General features: G+C 66.0%; 11 protein-coding genes. 9 read left to right on the top strand and 2 right to left on the bottom strand.

All coding sequences use genetic code 11. The annotated features are described in order from the left end of the window. Nucleotides 1-71: 71 nt before the first annotated feature. From bcsB to U4Y90_RS06000, 6 genes are all read left to right on the top strand, one after another. Entirely contained in the window at nt 72-2468 is a 2397-nt protein-coding gene (gene bcsB / locus U4Y90_RS06025) for a cellulose biosynthesis cyclic di-GMP-binding regulatory protein BcsB (RefSeq protein ID WP_415749300.1), read from the top strand. 37 nt (nt 2469-2505) lie between these two features. Then, nucleotides 2506-3612 carry a cellulose synthase complex periplasmic endoglucanase BcsZ gene (gene bcsZ / locus U4Y90_RS06020; protein ID WP_415749299.1) on the top strand — a complete coding sequence of 369 codons (1107 nt, stop codon included), beginning with the start codon at nt 2506-2508 and terminating at the stop codon, nt 3610-3612. Then, on the top strand, nt 3606-8168 hold the full coding sequence (locus tag U4Y90_RS06015; RefSeq protein ID WP_321793207.1) for a cellulose synthase subunit BcsC-related outer membrane protein: 4563 nt from the start codon (nt 3606-3608) through the stop codon (nt 8166-8168). Before bcsZ ends, U4Y90_RS06015 begins: the two co-directional genes overlap by 7 nt. A 78-nt stretch (nt 8169-8246) precedes the next feature. Next, nucleotides 8247-9200, top strand: a complete 954-nt coding sequence (locus tag U4Y90_RS06010; RefSeq protein ID WP_321793205.1) for a LysR family transcriptional regulator — start codon at nt 8247-8249, stop codon at nt 9198-9200. 470 nt (nt 9201-9670) lie between these two features. Continuing rightward, nucleotides 9671-11911, top strand: a complete 2241-nt coding sequence (locus U4Y90_RS06005; RefSeq protein WP_321793203.1) for a TonB-dependent siderophore receptor — start codon at nt 9671-9673, stop codon at nt 11909-11911. A gap of 58 nt (nt 11912-11969) precedes the next feature. Further along, nucleotides 11970-12653 carry a Fe2+-dependent dioxygenase gene (locus tag U4Y90_RS06000; RefSeq protein ID WP_321793201.1) on the top strand — a complete coding sequence of 228 codons (684 nt, stop codon included), beginning with the start codon at nt 11970-11972 and terminating at the stop codon, nt 12651-12653. A gap of 1 nt (nt 12654) precedes the next feature. On the opposite strand, the gene U4Y90_RS05995 is transcribed toward U4Y90_RS06000, so the two are convergent. Further along, nucleotides 12655-13614 carry a LysR family transcriptional regulator gene (locus U4Y90_RS05995; RefSeq protein WP_321793200.1) on the bottom strand — a complete coding sequence of 320 codons (960 nt, stop codon included), beginning with the start codon at nt 13612-13614 and terminating at the stop codon, nt 12655-12657. 160 nt (nt 13615-13774) lie between these two features. Between U4Y90_RS05995 and U4Y90_RS05990 the strand changes: the two genes are divergently transcribed. The 3 genes from U4Y90_RS05990 to U4Y90_RS05980 all read left to right on the top strand — a co-directional run bounded on the left by U4Y90_RS05990 (nt 13775) and on the right by U4Y90_RS05980 (nt 18108). Beyond that, complete coding sequence (locus tag U4Y90_RS05990) at nt 13775-15862, top strand: FUSC family protein (RefSeq protein WP_321793198.1); 2088 nt, start codon at nt 13775-13777, stop codon at nt 15860-15862. A 269-nt stretch (nt 15863-16131) separates the two neighbouring features. Next, nucleotides 16132-17628 (top strand): acetyl-CoA hydrolase/transferase family protein, encoded by a 1497-nt coding sequence (locus U4Y90_RS05985; protein ID WP_321793196.1) that lies wholly within the window; start codon nt 16132-16134, stop codon nt 17626-17628. Nucleotides 17629-17751: 123 nt separating this feature from the next. After that, nucleotides 17752-18108, top strand: a complete 357-nt coding sequence (locus U4Y90_RS05980; RefSeq protein WP_321793194.1) for a host attachment protein — start codon at nt 17752-17754, stop codon at nt 18106-18108. A 51-nt stretch (nt 18109-18159) separates the two neighbouring features. Here U4Y90_RS05980 and U4Y90_RS05975 read toward each other — a convergent pair whose 3' ends face one another. Further along, nucleotides 18160-19548: an FAD-binding oxidoreductase gene (locus tag U4Y90_RS05975; protein WP_321793192.1), complete on the bottom strand. Its 1389-nt coding sequence runs from the start codon at nt 19546-19548 to the stop codon at nt 18160-18162. Nucleotides 19549-19761 lie beyond the last annotated feature (213 nt).

Here is a 19761-nt window from a genome sequence, read left to right as displayed (position 1 = left end):
TTGAAAAAGAAACGGGCGAGCGCGCGCCGCGTTTTCACGAAAGACCGCTGGGCCGCGCGCTGGCCGTTTTCATGGCCTTGCAGACGGCGTTCGCCGCACCGCTCGCCAGCGCGGCGACCGCGGTTGCGGCGGCGGCGAGCGCGCCCGCAGGCGGCGCGCAGCAGGCGACCGGCGTCGGCGCCGTGCCCGCTCCGAGTCCGGCCGTCGTCTACAACCCGGTCGCGGTCCAGCAACCGGCGCTCGCGATGCCCGTGCCGGCGTTTTCCGGCAAGCCCGAGAAACCGCTCACCTCGCGCATTCCGACCACCGCCGATCCCGGCACGCTGGTGCCCGGCGGGCGCCGCCAGACACTGACCTTCGCGGATTACGGCGCGCTCGATCCGCTGCAACTGCGCGGCACCGACGGCCAGAACGGCATCGCGTTCTCGGTGCGCGGCGACGAAGTCGTGACCGGCGCGATCCTGCATCTGATCTACAGCTATTCGCCATCGCTTCTGCCGTCGATTTCGCAACTGAAGGTGCTGATCAACGGCGAAGTGGCCGCGACGCTGCCCGTGCCGCGCGATCAGGCCGGTGTGCTCGTCGCGCGCGATGTCGCCATCGATCCGCGCTTCATCACCGAGTTCAACCACCTCAACGTGCAGTTGATCGGCCACTACACGCAGCAATGCGAGGACCCGTCGAACTCGACGCTCTGGGCGACGGTCAGCAACGCGAGCTCGCTCGATCTCACGTATGCGTCGATCGCGAGCAAGCCCGATCTCGCCGCGCTGCCGCAGCCGTTCTTCGACCGCCGCGACGTGCGCCGCCTCGAACTGCCGTTCGTGTTCGCGGGCAAGCCGGGGCTGCCGACGCTCGAAGCGGCCGGCATGGTCGCGTCGTACTTCGGCTCGCTCGCGGGCTATCGCGGCGCGATCTTCCCGGCGCAGACCGACAACGTGCCGCTGTCGGGCAATGCCGTCGTGTTCGCCGTCGGCGATGCGAAAGTCGCAGGCGTCGACATTCCGCCGGTCTCCGGCCCGACGATCGCGCTCGTCGAACGTGACGCCAACGCGCGCGGCCGACTGCTGCTCGTGCTCGGCCGCGACGAGAACGAGCTGAAGACCGCCGCGAAGGCGCTGGGCGTCGGCCAGAACACGCTGTCCGGCACGAGCGCGACGATCACGCAGTTCAACGACCTGCAGCCGCGCCGCCCGTACGATGCGCCGAACTGGCTGCCGACCGACCGTCCGGTGCGTTTCGGCGAGCTCGCGGAAGCGCGCGATCTGACCGCCTACGGCTACGACGCCGACGCCGTGCGCGTGAACCTGCGCGTCCCGCCCGATCTCTTCATGTGGCAGACGAAGGGCGTGCCGGTCGACCTCGGCTATCGCTACACGGTGCGTCCCGCGCCGGACCGCTCGTCGCTCAACATCAGCGTGAACAACGGCTTCGTGCAGTCGCTGCGCATTCCGGCGGTGTCGACGTCGACCTTCGATCTCGGTCACTACTTCAGCCGCGTGCTGCCGGACAAGACCGTCGCCGCGCGCCGCGAGATCTATCTGCCGCCGCTGCTCATCACGCCGCGCGCGCAACTGCGCCTGCACTTCTACTACGACATCCCGAAGACCGGAGAATGTCAGGGCCGCGTGCTGGACAACGTCGTCGGCGCGGTGGATCCGAATTCGACCATCGATCTGTCGGGCTTCCCGCACTACATGGCGCTGCCCGACCTCGCCGCGTTCGCGAACGGCGGCTTTCCGTTCACGCGCATGGCCGATCTCTCGCAGACCGCCGTCGTGCTGCCCAGCGAGCCGAACTCGGCCGACTACAGCCTGTATCTGCTGGAAATGGGCCGCATGGGCGCATCGACGGGATATCCGGTGACGGGCGTGACGGTCACGAGCGCGAACGATGTCGACCGCTTCGCCGACAAGGACCTGCTGATCCTCGGCTCGCCGGGCCGCCAGCCGCTCCTGCAGCGCTGGGCGAAGAACATGCCCTTCTCCGGCGACGGCGACGCGCGCACCTTCCAGCTCTCCGACGTCGCGTTCAAGCTCGTCGACTGGTGGCATGGCGAGCAAGGCCCCGAACGCTCGCCCGCGCGCGCGGACCTGTCGCTCGTCAGCTCGAACGGCGATGCGCTCCTCACCGGCTTCGAATCGCCGCTGAAGAGCGGACGCAGCGCGGTGGCGCTGATCAGCGCGGCCGGCCAGTCCGACGCCGATCTCTCCGCCGCCCTGCTCGACAACGACCTGCTGCCCTCCATCCAGGGCGCGATGGCCGTGATCCACGGCCGCACCGTGACGGTCACGTCGAACGGCGAGGCGTACTACGTCGGCCATCTGTCGCCGATGCATTACATGCGCTGGGCGCTCTCGTCGCATCCGCTTCTGCTGGTGTTCGCCGGCGTGTTCGCCGCGCTCATCATCGCGGCCCTGTTCTACCGTACGCTGCGCTCGATCGCCGCGCGGCGCCTGAGGGATTGATATGCGGGTACCCACCGCCAAGTTTTTCGCTGGTGCAATGATCGCCGCGTCCGCGGCAAGCGCGCAGGCGGCGCAGCAATGCGACTGGCCCGCCTGGCGCCTGTTCGTCGAGCGTATCGTGCAGGCCGACGGCCGCGTGATCGACCGCTCGACCGACGCGCAGCAAACGACCTCCGAGGGCCAGTCCTACGCGATGTTCTTCGCGCTCGTCGCGAACGACCGCGCGACCTTCGACCGGCTGCTCAACTGGACGCGGACGAATCTGTCGGCCAATCAGTTCGATGCGAGCAACCTGCGCCTGCCCGCGTGGCAATGGGGCAAGAAGCCGGATGGCTCGTTCGGCGTGATGGATCCGAACTCGGCGTCGGACTCGGATCTGTGGATCGCCTATGACCTCTTCCAGGCCGGCCGGCTATGGAAGGAGCCGATGTACACGAAGCTCGCCTACGCGCTCGCGACGCAGATCGTGAAGCAGGAAATCGTCGATCTGCCGGGCCTGGGGCCGATGCTTCTGCCGGGTCCGCAAGGCTTTCGCTCAGGCGACGCGACGCGGCTGAATCCGAGCTATCTGCCGTTGCCGCTCCTGCGCGGCCTCGCGCACGAAATGCCCGACGGCCCGTGGACGAAGCTCGCGCAGAACGCCGCGAAGATGATCAAAGTGACGTCGCCGCGCGGCTATGCGCCGGACTGGGCCGCCTATCAAAACGGGCAGTTCGTCGTCGATCCGAAGAACGGCGATGTCGGCAGCTACGACGCGATCCGCGTGTATCTGTGGGCCGGCATGGCATCGGCCAGCGATCCGCTCGCGCGCGCGTGGCTCGATGCGCTCGGCGGCATGCGCCAGAGCGTCGCGCAGACGGGTTTCCCGCCGGAGAAAGTGTCGACCCTCAGCGGCGCGGCGAGCGGCGAAGGTCCGCTTTCCTACTGGGGCGCGCTCGCACCGTACTTCAAGGCGCTGAACGACGAACGCGGCCTAGGCCTCGCGCGCGCGCATCTCGAAGCGCTGGTCGCGCCGCCGGGCGCGGGACGCGAGCCGGTCTACTACGACCGCGTGCTCGGACTCTTCGGCGGCGGCTTCGTCGACGGGCGCTATCGCTTCGATGAGAACGGCCGGCTCGTCGCGAACTGGAGAAGCGCATGCTGATCCGGACCAGAAAACGCGTGATCGCGGCGCTGATTTGCGCCGCGCCCGTCATGGCGTTCGCGCAGAGCGCCGCCGATCCGCTGACCGTGCTCATCGATCAGGGCAAGTACTGGCAGGCGCACAAGCGCGGCGACCTCGCGGAGCAGGCGTGGCAGAAGGTGCTGCGCATCAATCCGAAGCAGCCCGATGCGCTCTTCGGCATGGGCATGGTGCTCGCCGATCGCAAGGACGGCAGCGGCGCGCAGCAGTATCTCGCGCAGTTGCGTCAGGTCGCGCCGAACTATCCGAACATCGACGAACTGGGCCGCCGGCTCGGCGAAACCAGCTCGCGCGATCAGACCGTGAACGACGCGCGGCGTCTCGCGCAAAGCGGACAAAGCGCGTCGGCGGTGCAGGAGTACAAGCGCGCGATCGAAGGCAAGCCCGCGACGCCAGGGCTTCAGCTCGAGTATTACCAGGCGCTCGCCGCCACGCCGCAAGGCTGGGACGAAGCGCGCCGCGGCCTCGAACAACTGGCGCGCGAGAATCCCGACGATCCGCGCTATCAGCTCGCCTATGCGCAGCACCTGACTTATCGCGACACGACCCGCCGCGACGGCATCGCGCGGCTCGCGAGGCTGTCGGGCGACAGTTCCGTCGGCGCGGACGCGAAAAAGAGCTGGCGGCAGGCGCTGTTGTGGCTCGGCGCGCGCGCGTCGGATGCGCCGCTCTATCAGGCATATCTGCAAGTCTCGCCGGACGATGCCGCCGTGAAGGCGCGCTTCGATTCGATGGTGCAGCAGGACAAGTCCGCCCGCGAGCGCGCGCAGGCCGACGCCGTCGTCGACGCGCGCGGGCGCACCGTCGCGGAAGGCTTCACCGCGCTTGATCGCGGCGATCTCGTGACGGCGCGGGCGCGTTTCTCGTCGGTGCTCGCGAGCAATCCGAACGATGCCGATGCGCTCGGCGGGCTCGGCGTCGCGGCATTGAAGCAGGAGCGTTTCGCGGAAGCGCGCACGTATCTCGAACGCGCGTCGCGGGCCGGCAATCCGGCGCGCTGGAAAGACGCGCTCACGAGCGCGACGTACTGGACCTACACGAGCGATGCGATCGGCGCGCGCAGCAACGGCCAGATCGCGCAGGCGAAGGCGCTGTTCGAGCGCGCGATCGCCACCGATCCGTCCGATGTCACCGCGCAGGTGCTGCTCGGCGAAATGCTGCTCGCGAACGGCGATCCGCGCGGCGCGGAGCAGGCGTATCGCATGGCGCTGCGCCGTCAGGCCGACAATCCCGATGCGATCCGCGGACTCGTCGGCGCACTGGCCGCGCAGGGACGCGGCGACGAAGCGCTCGAATTCGCCAATCGCCTGAACACGGAGCAGCAGGCGAAGGCCGGCGGCATCAACAAGCTGCGCGGCGAAGCGCAAGCGGCACAGGCGCGCGCAGCGGAGGCGCGCGGCGATCTGGGCGCGGCGCGCAGTCTCTTCGAAGATGCGCTGCTCAACAATCCCGACGATCCGTGGCTGCGGCTCGATCTCGCGCGCATCTACGTGCGCCAGGGCGCGGTCGGCAATGCGCGCAGCATGATGGACGGCCTGCTCGCCACGCATCCCGACATGACCGATGCGCTCTACGCGAGCGCGCTGCTCTCCGCCGAAACGCAGGACTGGTCGGCGGGCCTCGCGCAACTCGAACGCATTCCGGCCGCGCAGCGCACGCCGGCGATGACCGCCCTGCAGCATCGCCTCTGGGTGCGGCAGCAGGCCGAGCTGGCGACGCGCACCGCCGCCGCCGGCCAGCGTCAGCAGGCGTTTGCGATCCTGCGCCGGGCCGAGCCGGTCGCGGCGGGCAATGCGGAACTGACGGGCGCGGTCGCGTCGGCGTATGTGAAGGCGGGCGATCCCGGGCGGGCGTTGTCGCTCGTGCGCGGCGCGATCGCCAATGCGCCGAACGACACCGGTCTTCTGCTGCAATACGCGGGGATTCTGTCGGCGACGCAGCAGGAAGCCGAACTCGGCTCCGTGATGCGCCGCCTGCAATCGATGCCGCTCACCACGCAGCAGCGCGCGGACTTCAATAATCTGAACGTGGGGATCGTCGTCGCGCGCGCGGATGTCGTGCGCCGTCAGGGCGATCTCGCCGCCGCCTACGACGTGATCGCGCCGTGGCTCGCCGCGATGCCCGACAACGCCGATCTGCAGGCGGCGCTCGGCCGCATGTACACATCGGCGGGAGACGATCGCAACGCGCTGACCTGCTATCAGAATGCGCTGTCGCGCCGCCCGGACGATATCGGCCTGCAGACGGCCGCCATGTCCGCCGCGAGCGGCGTGCGCGATTTCAAGCTGGCCGAAACCTACGCGAATCAGGCGTATGAAGCCGCACCGAACGATCCCGGCGTGCTCGCCGCGATCGGCCGGATGTATCGCGCGCAAGGCAAGCTCGATCTCGCCGCGCAGTTCCTGCAGCGCTCGCTTCTCGCAGCCAATACGCCCGTGCCGGCGGGGTCCGCTCAGGGTCGCGGCAATGTCCCGCCCGGCTGGGAAACCGCGATGAGCCGCATCGGCTCGAATCCGCTGCCCGGCACCAATCCGTTCGAAGGCAAGACGGCCGTCGATACGGCGTCGAACCCGGCGCTCGCATCGGGCGCGTCTTATCGCCAGGCCCTTCCTCAGAGTTATTCGCAGCCCGTGCCGAACTATCTGCCGCCTCCCCAGCCCGCGCCTTACACGACGCCCTATGTGGCGCCTTCCTCCGCTCCGGCGACGATGCGCAATGCCGTGCCGCGTTCGGCTCCGAGCGGCGGATACGGCCCCGACATGGGCGGGTCGGGGCAATCGGGTGCGCCGTTGCAGCCGTATCCGGGACAGGACGGCGGTTATCAGCAGGCGCCGGCGTATCAGCCGTATCAGCAGCAGCAGGCTTATCCGCAGCAGCCGGCTTATCCGCAGCAACAGCCGGGTTATCCGCAGCAGGCGCCCTACGCCGCGCAGGACCCGTATGCAGCGCCCTGGCCGATGTCGCCCGGCGCGCGCGATGCGCAAGCGAATGCGTACGCGCCGCCGCCGGCCGCCAGCGCGAAGAGCACGAAGAAGCAGGCGTCGTCGCGCAAGGCCACCGCGACGCGTCCCGCCGATCCCTACGCCTACGGCGCGCCGCCGCAGCAGCCATATGCGCAATCGCCGTATGGCCAGCAGCCCTATTATCCGCAGCCGCAACAGTACGCACCGCCGCAGTACGCGCAGCAACCGTATATTCCGCAGCCGCCCGCGGGCTATGCGCAGCCCTACTATCCGTCGCAGGCGCAGCCCGCGCAGCGCGCCGCCGCGGCCGCGACGATGAGCACGGGCGGCGTCCCCGTCGCGGTGGCGAATTCGCAAACGGCCGGCGTCGCGGAAGAACTCGCGCAGATCAATCGCGAGCAGGCGAGCACGGTCTCGGGCGGCCTCATCTTCCGCAGCCGCGACGGCGAGGACGGCCTCTCGAACCTGACCGATATCGAAGCGCCCATCGAAGGCCGCATCAAGGCGGGCAACGGCCATGTGATCGTGCGCGCGACGCCCGTCACGCTCGACGCCGGCACCGCGAGCAGCGAGGCCAACACGCTCGCGCGCTTCGGCTCCGGCCTGGGCGCGACCGCCACGCCGCCGACCAACAACTACGGCTCGCAGACGGCGACCGGCGTCGGCCTCTCGATCGGTTACGAGAACCGCAACTTCAAGGGCGATGTCGGCACGACGCCGCTCGGCTTCCGTGAAACCAATGTCGTCGGCGGCCTGCAGTATCAGAACGCGATCACCGACAAGGTGTCGTATTCGCTCGCCGTCGCGCGCCGCGCCGTGACCGACAGCCTGCTCTCCTATGCCGGCGCGCGCGATGAGGGCGCGAATCTCGAATGGGGCGGCGTGACCTCGACGGGCGCGCGCGCCGACCTCGCGTGGGACGACGGCACGAGCGGCGTCTACCTGAACGCGGCGTATCAGTTCCTCGACGGCAATCAGGTCGCGACCAACAACGCGGTGAAGGGCGGCGGCGGCATCTACACGCGTCTCTTCAAGGATGCGGACCAGACGCTGACCGTCGGCGCGAACACCACGCTGATGCACTACGACAAGAACCTGTCGTACTTCACCTATGGGCAAGGCGGCTACTTCAGCCCGCAGCAGTACGTGATCCTGAACTTCCCGGTCGAGTACATGGGCCGCACGGGACTCTTTACGTACGACCTGAAGGGCTCGATCGGCGTGCAGCACTATCGCGAGGACGCATCGAACTATTTCCCGACGAACGCGACGTATCAGGCGCGGGCCGCGAGCTCCGGAGCGACGCCGGATGCGGGCGCGGTGTATCCGGGCCAGAGCAAGACCGGTGTGTCGTACTCGCTCAGCGCAACGGGCGAATATCAGCTCGCGCCGCAGCTCGCTTTCGGCGCGACGGCCTCGTTCGGCAATGCGTATCAGTATCGCGAGTGGCTCGCCGCCGTGTACGTGCGCTATAGCTTCACGCGTCAGGGCGGCATGCAGCCCGTGTTCCCGCCGCAGGCGTTCAGCTCGCCGTATCTGTCGCTGTCGAACTGATGTTCTTGCGCGCGTGCATCGCTTGCGGCTAGGCTTGAGGCCACTGCCGCAAGCGGGCGCATCAGCACGATCCGTCGAATGAAAACGCAAAGCGCGCTCGTCGCGAACAACGACCAATTCCTGCGCGACTTGCAGTTGTTCTGCATCGTCGCGCGGCGTTCGAGCTTCATCGCCGCCGCCACTGAAACCGGCATCTCGCCGGCCCACGTGAGCAAGCGCATCGCGATGCTGGAGACGAGTCTCGGTGTCAAGCTCTTCACGCGCACGACGCGCCGCGTCTCGATCACGAGCGACGGCGAAGCAGCCTTTCAGTGGGCGCAAAAGATTCTCGACGACGTGCAGGGCATGGCCGATGCCTTCGCGGGCCTCGACGACCCGCGCGGCCTGCTGCGCATCGGCACGAGTCTGCGGCTCGGGCGCGAGCACGTCTCGCCCGCGCTCACCTTGCTCAGACGCCGTCACCCGGGCCTCGAAATCTGGCTCGAACTGCTCGACCGCCGCGTCGATCTCGTCGGGGAGAACTTCGATATCGACATTCGCGTCGGCGAGGTGCTGGAGCCGCATCTGATCGCGCACAAGATCGTCGAGAGCTTTCGCGTGCTCGCCGCCGCGCCCGCGTATCTCGAACGGCGCGGCGCGCCGAAAACGCTCGCCGAGCTCGCGCACCACGACTGCCTGCTCTTTCGCGGACGCGATCAGCGCTTCGGCGTCTGGCGCCTCGAAGGCCCCAATGGCGAGGAAAGCGTGAAGGTGACGGGGCCGATCGCGTCGAACCACAGCGACATCGTGCGGCAATGGGCCGAGGAAGGCTTCGGCATCGTGATGTGCTCGATCTGGGACGCCGCCGGCAGCCTGCAGAACGGCACGCTCGTGCCCGTGTTGCCCGCGTACCGGCAACGCGCGGACGTGTGGGCGGTGACGTCGGCGCGCTCGTCCCATTCGGCGAAAATCCGTGTGTGCATCGAGTTTCTCAGGCAGCAACTGACGAGCGGTCCCCATGCGCTCGTCACGTTGAACGTAGCCGGTTATTGACGCTGCCTCACCCACCTTTTTTTCGGCGGTAGCCGGTAAAAAAGCCATCCGGCACTTTTGTCCGCAATCGCCCTGCACCTCTTCCCCGATGCGCCGGCCAAGCGGCCACGCGGCGCCGATCCCTGTCCCATAAGCCATACGACGATCGTCTCGACGATGACGGCGACAAACCTTACAGAATCTTACGTTGCGCGGACGTCACAGAAACGGAATAAAGACCCGACCCCGAACTAGGAAATTTCCAAATGTTTCTGAGACATGTAATGATACTGATTCGCATTTAACCTGATCGCGACGATAGGCTGACTCAATGAAGCCTGCCGCGACCAGCGCGCGCTTTCAGGGCGCCGCCGCCGGTTCCTTCTCGACGACGTCGCCCGCTCCGCTTTGATCCCATTCGATCAACTTCGGCAGACGAAACCCGCTTCGCTGCCGATCCGGAATTCACTAACAAGCATCGGGGAAACGACATGTTGAGAAAGACGCCGCTTGCCGCGGCATTGGTGACTATTGCCGCCGTGCCCATGGCCGCGCCGCTTTATGCGCAGACCGCGCCGCAGTCCGCACAACCGGCGTTGCAAGTCGCGCAGCAAGCAGCGCCCGCCCAAGGCGCATCCACCGCCAGCGCCCCCGAAACCGCCGCCCTGCCCGCCGTCAAGGTGACGGGACAGGCCGACGCGCCCGACTTCCAGCCGGACATGTCGAGCGTCGGCGCGAAGGTGCCGACCGCGTTGCGCGACATTCCGCAGGCCGTGGTCGTGGTGCCGAAGGCGGTGCTGCAATCGCAGGCGGTGAGTTCGTTCTCCGATGCGCTGCGCAACGTGCCCGGGGTCACGCTCGGCGCGGCCGAAGGCGGTCAGATCGGCAACAACATCAACCTGCGCGGCTTCTCGGCGCGCACGGACATCTATCTCGACGGCTTCCGCGATCGCGGCCAGTACTATCGCGATACGTTCAACCTCGAATCGATCGACGTGCTGTACGGTCCGTCGTCGCTGTACTTCGGGCGCGGCTCGACGGGCGGCGTCATCAACCAGGTCAGCAAGCAGCCGACCTTGAAGCCGCGCGCCGATGTCTCGCTGCAGGCCGGCACGCACGACCGCTATCGCACGACGGTCGATATCGATCAGCCGATGACCGATACCTCCGCGTTCCGCATCAACGCGTTCGGCCAGTCGCTCGGCTCGACGCGCGACGAAATGATCAACAAGGACTACGGCGTCGCGCCCGAAGTGAAGTTCGGCATCGGCACGCCGACGCAGGTGACCTTGTCCGCGCTGATCCAGCACAACCGCGATCAGCCCGACTACGGCATTCCGCCGTTGAACGGCCACCCCGCGCCCGTCGACACGAAGACGTTCTACGGCTTCACCGACGACCGCACGATCCAGGATGTGCAGACGGTCAATGCGCGCATCGAGCATCGCTTCGACAACATGTTCACCCTGCGCAACCAGACGCAGTTCAGCCACTACAGCACCGAAGCGCGCGCCACCAACGCCGCGGCCGTGCTGACCGGGCCGCTCGGCACGTCGCCGGCGCTGTCGAACGGCAACTACACCACGCTGCCGCTGTCGTCGCTCTTCGTGCGTCTGCAAGGCAAGGACCGCAACATCAACGATCACTCCGTCTACAACACGACGGATCTGCAAGGCAAGTTCGCGACCGGCTTCCTGAAGCACGACATGCTCGCGGGCGTCGATCTGAGCCACGAAACGTACAGCAACCAGACCTTCACCGCGACCACGCCGGGCCTGCCGTCGAATACGCTCGCGATCGTGCCGCTCGTCGATCCGGCCTATGTGCCGCGTCCGGCGAACTATCGCGAAGTGGCGACCAATCTCGCGGAATCGAGCGCGAACGGCATCGGCGTGTACTTGAACGACACGATCTCGATCGGCGAGCACTGGAAGTGGATCGGCGGCGTGCGCTGGGACCGCTACGAGGCCTCGATCAACAACTCGATCAACGCGCCCGGCTATGCGACGCAGACGAACTACTTCACGAGCGTGCGCACCGGCGTCGTGTGGCAGCCGGCGGAATGGCAGTCGTACTACGTCTCGTACGGCACGTCGTTCGATCCGTCGCTCGAAGCGCTCACGCTCACGAACGGCCAGCAGAACCTGCCGCCCGAGCACAACAAGTCGTATGAGATCGGCTCGAAGTGGGATCTGCTGAACGGCGGCCTGTCGATCACGCAATCGCTCTTCAACATCGAGAAGACCAACGCGCGGACGCTCTCCTCGGACGGCAGCTACTCGCTCGATGGCGACGTCCGCGTGCGCGGCTATCAACTGGGCGTGGCGGGCCACATCACGAAGCAATGGCAGATGTTCGGCGGCTACACCTACATGGACGGCACGATCCTGAAGGCCTTCGACGGCACGCAAGGCAACACGCCCGCCAATACGCCGAAGCACATGCTCACGCTGTGGACGACCTACGACTTCACGCCCGCATGGCAGATCGGCGGCGGACCCTCGTATGTGTCGTCGCGTTATGCGGCGAACAACAATCTGGTCGAAGTGGGCGGCTACGTGCGCTGGGACGCGATGGCCGCGTATCATCAGAAGCGCTACGATATCCAGTTCAACGTGCAGAACCTGTTCGACAAGAAGTACTACGACGCCCTGATTCCATCGGATGGCGGGCGCGCGGTGCCGGGTCTCGGCCGCACGTTCATCGCGACGTTGAATTACCGCTTCCGTTGATGTGATGTGAATGCGCGCGCCGTGCAAAACGCGGCGCGCGTTCGCGAAGGCAATAACAATGATCCTCTCGATACCGAACGTGCTGAGCCCCGAAGATGCCGCCGCGATGCGCGCCCGGCTGGAGTCAAGCGACGCATGGGTCGATGGCCGCGCGACCGCGGGCTATCAGGGCGCGCCGGTCAAGCGCAACATGCAGATCGCGGAAGGCTCGCCGATCGCGCTCGAATTGGGCGATGCGATCGTCGGCGTTCTGGAACGGCATCCGCTTTTCATCAGCGCGGTGTTGCCCAATCGCGTGTATCCGCCGCTCTTCAATCGCTACGAGGGCGGCATGCAGTTCGGCAGTCATGTCGATGGCGCGATCCGCATCGTGCCCGGTCATGGCGCGCGCGTGCGCACTGATGTGTCCGTCACGCTGTTTCTCACGCCGCCCGAGGACTATGACGGCGGCGAGCTCATCATCGAGGATACCTACGGCGTGCAGGAGGTGAAGCTGCCCGCCGGGCATGCGATCGTCTATCCCGCGACGAGTCTGCATCAGGTGCGGCCCGTCACGCGCGGCGCGCGCGTGTCGAGCTTCTTCTGGGCGCAGAGCCTCGTGCGCGACGACGCGCAACGTGCGCTGCTCTTCGACCTCGACAACTCCATTCAGCGCCTGAACGCGACCAACGGCGATGAAGCCGCCAAGCGCTCGCTCGTCGGCTGCTATCACAACCTGCTGCGCATGTGGAGCGATACCTGATCTACGCGGCGCGCAGCACGTTCGAAGGCGACTGCGTGACTTGCGCGAGCAGCGCTTCGTCGCGCGCGATCACGCCGGGCAAATGCTCGCGCAGAAACTCGACCCACGTGCGCGTCTTCGCATCGACGAACTTGCGCGACGCGTAGAGTGCGTAGAGATTCGTGCGCTGCAGCGTATGACGCGGCAGCACGCGCACGAGCGAGCCGTTGCGCAAGCCTTCGATCGCCGCATAGAGCGGCAACATGCCGATGCCCATGCCTTCGCGGATCGCCACGACGAGCGACTCGGCGATATTCACCTGCACCGTGCCGCTGATCTGCAAGGTCTCGCGGCCCTCGGGCCCTTCGAGCGTCCATTCGCGCGCGGGAAACGCGGGCGTCTGCAAGGTGAGGCAATCGTGCTGCGCGAGGTCGACGGGCTCCGCGGGCGCGCCGCGCGAGCGGATATATTCCGGCGATGCGCACAGAATGCTGAAGGTCGCGCCCAGTTTGTGCGAGATGACTTCCGAATCCGACAACGCACTCGCCGACACCACGGCCACGTCGCTGCTGCCCTCGAAAAGATCGGGCATGCGCTGCGACAAGGTCAGCTCGACTTTCACATCGGGATATAGCGCGCGATAACGTGCGATGGCCGGCAGGATGTAATGCTGTCCGACGCTCGCGAAGCTGGACATGCGCAAGGTGCCCGACGGATGTTCGTGTGCACAGCTCGCCTCTTCTTCCGCGCCGTCGATGTCGGCGAGAATCTGCCGCACGCGCTTCAGATAGCGCTCGCCCGCGGATGTCAGCGCGAGACGCCGTGTCGAGCGGTTCATCAGGCGCGTGCGCAAATGCGCTTCGAGTTCGGAGACGGCGCGCGACATCGCGCCGGTCGTCGAGTTCATCGACTGTGCCGCAGCCGTGAAGCTGCCGGCTTCGATCACGCGGGTGAAGACCCGCATGTTCTGTAGGGTATCCATCAAACTGTCACGATCGCTTCGGAAGCGCTATTGTCCGCCTTTGCGCGCGATCGATTGTTGTTGAATCAGGAAAGAATGTTCCCGGATTCCCACATTAATCCGGAAAGACGGCTTGCCTACAATCAGCGCCTTCATGACGAGAGGGTGATCGGCGGACCGCATGTCGTTCCTGGAAGCACGCCTGTCGATGCGCGACTGGGTCGCCACCGATGGCCACGTCTGGCTGCATCTCGCGAAGACGCTCTTCGCCGCGTTCATCGCGATGAGCATCGCGATGCGCCTGGAATTGCCGCAGCCGCGCGTCGCAATGACGACCACCTTCGTGCTGATGCAGCCCCTTTCCGGCATGGTGCTCGCAAAAAGCGTCTATCGCTTCGCGGGCACGGCGCTCGGCATGCTGGCCGCGCTCGTGCTCGGCGCCGTGTTCGTGCAACAGGCCGAGCTGTATGTGCTCGCGCTGACGACATGGGTTGCCGCCTGCACCGCGCTCGCGGTGCGTTATCGTCAGTTCCGCTGGTATGGTTTCGTGCTCGCGGGATATACGGCCGCGCTGATCGGCATTCCCGCCGTCAACGATCCGAACAGCCTGCTCATCGCAACGCTCACGCGCGGCGCCGAAGTGATGCTCGGCATCGTATGCTCCAGCGTGGTGAGCGCGCTGGTTTTTCCGCGTCATGCGAGCGCGACGCTCGCGCAGGCGCTCGATGCGCGTCAGGCACGGTTCGCCGCGTTCGCCGCCGATGTCTTGCGTGGCCGTCTTTCGCGCATCGCGCGTGAACGACGTTTCGCCGATTTCGTCGATGAGATCGTCGGCTTCGAAGCGACGCGCGGCTTCGCTGCATACGAGTCGCCCGCAATGCGACGGGGCAATGGCACACTCGCGCGACTGAACAGCGCGTTCATGGACGCCTGCGCACGCCTGCACGCGCTCGATCAGTCGATGAAGCGCCTGCGCATGAACGGCGATGCCCGCTCCGCACACGAAGCACTCATGCCGTTCCTCGACGAACTCGCTTGCATCTTCGAGCGCGAATCGCTGAAGGTGCATCTGGAACGCTGCAAGGCGACGTTGCCCCGGCGCCTGCGCAACGCGCAACGCGGGCTCGCTCACGCCGATCACGCGACGCAGCTCGATTTCACGACATCGGCGGAACTGCTCTATCGCTTCATCGCCGATACGATCCGCTATGTATCGATTCCGGTCGATGCGCCTTCGGGCGACCGCGCCTCCGCGCGCTACGAAGCGAAAACGAGCCGCTTCGTTCTCGTGGCGACCTTCGTACGCACGGCCATCGTCATCGGCGCGACCGCGTGGTTCTGGATCGTGACGGCGTGGCCGAGCGGCGGCTATGCGGTGATCGGCGCGACACTCGCGTGCGCGCTGTCGTCGGCATCGGCGCGGCCGTCGAAATTCATCGCGCAGATGGCCGCCGGCGCCGCGCTCGCGGTCGTCGTCGGCTATACGTATCTGTGTCACGTGTACCCGATCATCGACGGCATCGCGCTGCTGTGCGCGATGCTCGCGCCACCGCTCGCGGCCGGCGCGTTCCTGGCGATGCGCCCCGCGCGCGCGGGCTACGGCATCGGCTTTTGCGTGTTCTTCTGCCTGCTCGCCGCGCCCGATAACCGTATCGTCTACGATCCCGGCCTGCTGCTGAACAACGGCGTAGCCGTGCTCGTCGCGATGCTCGGCGCGGCCATCGCCTGCGCGGTCATCGTGCCGCCGCACACGTCATGGCTCGTCAGCAAGACGCTCGGCGAATTGCGCGCGCAAGCCGCGCTCGCGTGCGAAGGCAGGCTCGCGGGTCTCGGCGAGCGCTTTCATTCAGGCGCGCACGATTTGATGTCGCAACTGCGCGGCTTGCTCACGCGACGTTCGCGCGAACATCGTCATGCGCTTTCGTGGATGCTCGTCACGCTCGAAGTGGGACAGGCGATGATCGACCTGCGCCACGAAGCGCGCGCGCTGCATACACAGTGCTATCCCGATGCTTTGCGCATCGCATGGAGCACGGCGCTCGCGCGCGTACTGCGCGATGTCGCCGTGCTGTTTCGCGCGCCGGATAGCGAGACGCTGCGCCGCGCGATCGGTTCGGTCGTGGGTTCGATCCTGATCGCGCAGGACATGCTCGCGCTGGCGCGCGGCGAGCGCGATGCGCTGCACGACATGCAACGCGTGCTCGCGTGCCTGCACTTCGTCCGCACCGCGCTCGTCGATACCGATGCGCCGTTCGACGCACACGACTGAACGCATCCTTGCTTCGACTGGAAGGATCCCTTCCCGTTGCGGCGATTAATTCATGGCGACGCGCGCCTTATAGTGGATTCGCTTCATCGCCGGCGCGCTCTTTTGCCGCAGCTTCATGGCGAGCGGCAACGCTCGTATGCGCATCGAATTGGACGAATCGCAATGTCGCACGGCATTGGAACAATGTCTTTCAACGTTGCGATTTCGACGGCAAACCGCGCTACCTATAATCGCCTTCGGTTAAACGAAGCTCTTGAAGATAGACGTCGATGTACGAAGACCGTATTCGCTGTGCCGCGTTGCGCGGAAAAATCACCTCGGCCGCCGAAGCGGCTCAACTCGTGCGCGACGGAATGATCGTCGGCGCAAGCGGCTTCACGCGTGCAGGCGACGCGAAGGCCGTGCCGATGGAAATCGCGCGCCGCGCCCGCGAGGAAAACGATCCGTTGCGCATCACGCTCATGACGGGCGCATCGCTCGGGCATGACACCGACCGCATCCTGACCGAAGCCGGCGCGATCGCGCGGCGCCTGCCGTTTCAGGTCGATACGACCTTGCGCCGCGCGATCAATCGCGGCGACGTGATGTTCGTCGACCAGCACCTGTCCGAAACGGTGGAACTGCTGCGCGCGAATCGCCTCGGCAAGCTCGATCTCGCGATCATCGAGGCCGCCGCGATCACCGAGACGGGCGGCATCGTGCCGACGACATCGGTCGGCAATTCCGCGAGCTTCGCGATCCTCGCCGAACGTGTGATCGTCGAAATCAATCTGGCGCAGTCGGCCGCGCTCGAAGGCCTGCACGACATCTGGATTCCCGAGCGGCGCCCCACTCGCGAACCGCTTCCGATCGTGCGCCCGCACGACCGGATCGGCGCCGCGGCCATCGAGATTCCGGTCGAGAAGATCGCCGCGATCGTCATCACCGATACGCCGGACAGCGCATCCACCGTATTGCCTGCCGACGAAGACACGGCGTTGATCGCCGGCCATCTGATCGAATTTTTCCAGCATGAAGTTTCGCGCGGCCGTCTGCCGAAGCAGTTGCCGCCGTTGCAGGCGGGCATCGGCACGATTGCGAATGCGGTGCTGTCGGGATTCGCCGCGTCGCCGTTCGAAGCGCTGACGATCTATTCCGAAGTGCTGCAGGACTCGACCTTCGATCTGCTCGATTCCGGCAAGGCGACGTTCGCATCGGGTGCGTCTATTACGCTGTCGGCGCAACGGCAGGAGAAGGTGTTCAACGAGATCGAACGCTATCGCGACCGGCTCGTCTTGCGGCCGCAGGAAGTGAGCAACCATCCCGAAGTGATTCGCCGTCTCGGTCTCATCGCGATCAACACGGCGCTCGAAGCCGACATCTACGGCAACGTGAATTCGACGCACGTCGGCGGCACGCACATGATGAACGGCATCGGCGGCTCGGGCGATTTCGCGCGCAATGCGGCGTATGCGGTGTTCGCCACGAAATCCGTCGCGAAGGACGGCCGCATTTCCAGCATTGTGCCGATGGTGCCCCATTGCGATCACAACGAGCACGATGTCGATATTGTCGTGACCGAGCGCGGCCTCGCCAATCTCACCGGCCTCGCGCCACGCGAACGCGCGATGAGCGTGATTCGGCACTGCGCGCATCCGTCGTACCGCGATCTTTTGCGCGACTATTACCGCGATGCAGCAGCGCACGGCGGGCACACACCGCATCGTCTCGATCAGGCGTTCTCGTTCCACACGCGCTTTGCGGCGAGCGGCTCGATGCTGCCCTGAAGCGTATTCGCGCGTGTCATGCTGCGCCGCGAAAGCGAATCCGGCGCGAGAACAAGGCCGTTATCCGGCGATTAGGCGCACAATGGCGGGAGCCTGCTTGGGCTGGCGAACAGGAGGAGCACCATGACCGCCATCACCTGGGTTCTTGCCGCCGACGGCAGCCGCGCCCGGATCTTCGAGACGCAAGGACTGAAGCTGGATCTGCGGCAGGTCGAGGACTTCAGGAATCCGGCGCCGCGCACGGCGGAAACGGCGGAGAAAGATCGTGAGAGGTTCGCGCGGACCGTCGCCGATTTTCTCGAACGAAGCCGCTTGCATCAACGATTCGATCGCTTGCGCCTCGCGGTCGAACCCAGGTTTCTGGGCCTGTTGCGCGAACATCTGAGCAGCGAGACGCGCAAGCTGGTCTATGAGGAAGTCGACCGCGACGTGTCGAACATGGACGCGCGCGATATCGGCCGTCATCTGGACCGGCCTTGAACAACGTTACAGGCGCACCGTGTTCGAGCACGATACACGGCGCGCCGCGCCTCACGCCGCGGGCGTGATGTTCTGATTACTGCGGAACAGGTTGTCCGGATCGTAACGCCGCTTCACTTCGGCGAGCCGCTCGTAGTTCGGGCCATACGCCGCCCTCACGCGATCGCCTTCCTCACCCGTCATGAAGTTCACGTAGACGCTGCCGATTGCATGGGGCGTCATCGCGGCGAACATGTCGCGTGCCCACTTCGTGCATTTCTCGTCGTCCGCGGCTTCGCTCCATCGACCGTGAATGTTGATCGTGTAGATCGAATCGCGATTCGCGTAGGCAGTGGCATCGACGGGTACGCGGTTCGTCTGCCCGCCCATCGCGCCGATGAAGACCTCGCATTGCGTCGATGGAAGCGACTTCACTGCATTAGTCAGGATATCGAACGTTTCGTCGTTCAGGCTCGCGAAGTTGTGCGACTTCCAGTAGTTGCGCTCGCCCGGCGTGAGCAGCGGATCGAATGCCTTCTGCCATGCGGCGAAGGGCATCGGCCCGAGATGCTCGCCGTAAGGCGTGCCGAAACTCCGCACCGGCGCGATCGCTCTTTCACCGTTTTCGACGGGCCCGACATAGCAGCTCGCCAGTACCACGACCGGCTTGCCGTGCGCATCTTCGGGCAGAAACGGCAGCGGCGGCGCAAGGCGCAGCACGGCCCACACGGTGAGATCATCGGGGCTTTGCGCGACGAATTCGCGATACTTCGGCAGCACCTGGTCCGCCTGTTCGAGCGGGTAGACGACGAGGCCGCCGTAGATCTGCGGACCGACGTCGTGCAACCGATACTCGAACAGCGTCACGACGCCGAAGTTGCCGCCGCCGCCGCGCAATGCCCAGAAGAGTTCGGGCTCGCTGTCGGCGCTCACGCGGCGCCACGTGCCGTCCGCCGTGACGATCTCCGCCGCGACGAGATTGTCGACCGTCACGCCGAACTTGCGGCTGATCCAGCCGAAACCGCCGCCGAGCGTGAGACCGGCGACGCCCGTCGTCGAGTTGATGCCGAGCGGCGTCGCGAGACCGAATGCCTGCGCTTCGTGGTCGAAGTCCGAGAGCAGCGCGCCGGGCTCGACATAGGCGCGCTTCGCTTGCGGATCGATGCGCACGGACTTCAGCGCGGAGAGATCGATCATCAGGGCGTCGTCGCTGACTGCGCTGCCCGCGATGTTATGCGAGCCGCCGCGAATGGAAACGAGCACGCCGTGCTTGCGCGCGAACGCGAGCGCCGCGATCACGTCAGCCGCGCCCGCGCAACGCAAGATGAGCGCCGGACGCCTGTCGATGGTCGCGTTCCAGACCTTGCGTGCTTCGTCGTAGTCGGCATCCGACGGTGAGATGATCCTGCCTCTCACCGACGCCTTGAGAGTGTCGATCGCTTCGCCTGAGATATTCATCATTGTGAGACCTCGCTGCCAATTAAAGCGCTGCGACGTTTCCGACCCTGCCAGTTGGTACGCGAAAGCGCAAGGAACCCGCCATCGGATCGTGCGTGGCATGTCGATCGAATGCGCACCGGAGAGACCACGAGAACGGGAATGAAATGCGACGCGCGGAGGCTCCGCTCCGCCTCTTGATTTAATGCCTTGGATTACGCGATGTAAAGTGCCCGA

Origin of the sequence: Caballeronia sp. J97 (genome assembly GCF_905220305.1) — a bacterium.
Lineage (GTDB): Bacteria > Pseudomonadota > Gammaproteobacteria > Burkholderiales > Burkholderiaceae > Caballeronia.
This window is presented reverse-complemented; position numbering and strand designations above follow the sequence as displayed.

Coding starts and splice junctions, on each gene's coding strand:
- bcsB (WP_415749300.1), top strand. CDS start 72: ATGGCCTTGCAGACGGCGTTCGCCGCACCGCTCGCCAGCGCGGCGACC.
- bcsZ (WP_415749299.1), top strand. CDS start 2,506: ATGATCGCCGCGTCCGCGGCAAGCGCGCAGGCGGCGCAGCAATGCGAC.
- U4Y90_RS06015 (WP_321793207.1), top strand. CDS start 3,606: ATGCTGATCCGGACCAGAAAACGCGTGATCGCGGCGCTGATTTGCGCC.
- U4Y90_RS06010 (WP_321793205.1), top strand. CDS start 8,247: ATGAAAACGCAAAGCGCGCTCGTCGCGAACAACGACCAATTCCTGCGC.
- U4Y90_RS06005 (WP_321793203.1), top strand. CDS start 9,671: ATGTTGAGAAAGACGCCGCTTGCCGCGGCATTGGTGACTATTGCCGCC.
- U4Y90_RS06000 (WP_321793201.1), top strand. CDS start 11,970: ATGATCCTCTCGATACCGAACGTGCTGAGCCCCGAAGATGCCGCCGCG.
- U4Y90_RS05995 (WP_321793200.1), bottom strand. CDS start 13,614: ATGGATACCCTACAGAACATGCGGGTCTTCACCCGCGTGATCGAAGCC.
- U4Y90_RS05990 (WP_321793198.1), top strand. CDS start 13,775: ATGTCGTTCCTGGAAGCACGCCTGTCGATGCGCGACTGGGTCGCCACC.
- U4Y90_RS05985 (WP_321793196.1), top strand. CDS start 16,132: ATGTACGAAGACCGTATTCGCTGTGCCGCGTTGCGCGGAAAAATCACC.
- U4Y90_RS05980 (WP_321793194.1), top strand. CDS start 17,752: ATGACCGCCATCACCTGGGTTCTTGCCGCCGACGGCAGCCGCGCCCGG.
- U4Y90_RS05975 (WP_321793192.1), bottom strand. CDS start 19,548: ATGATGAATATCTCAGGCGAAGCGATCGACACTCTCAAGGCGTCGGTG.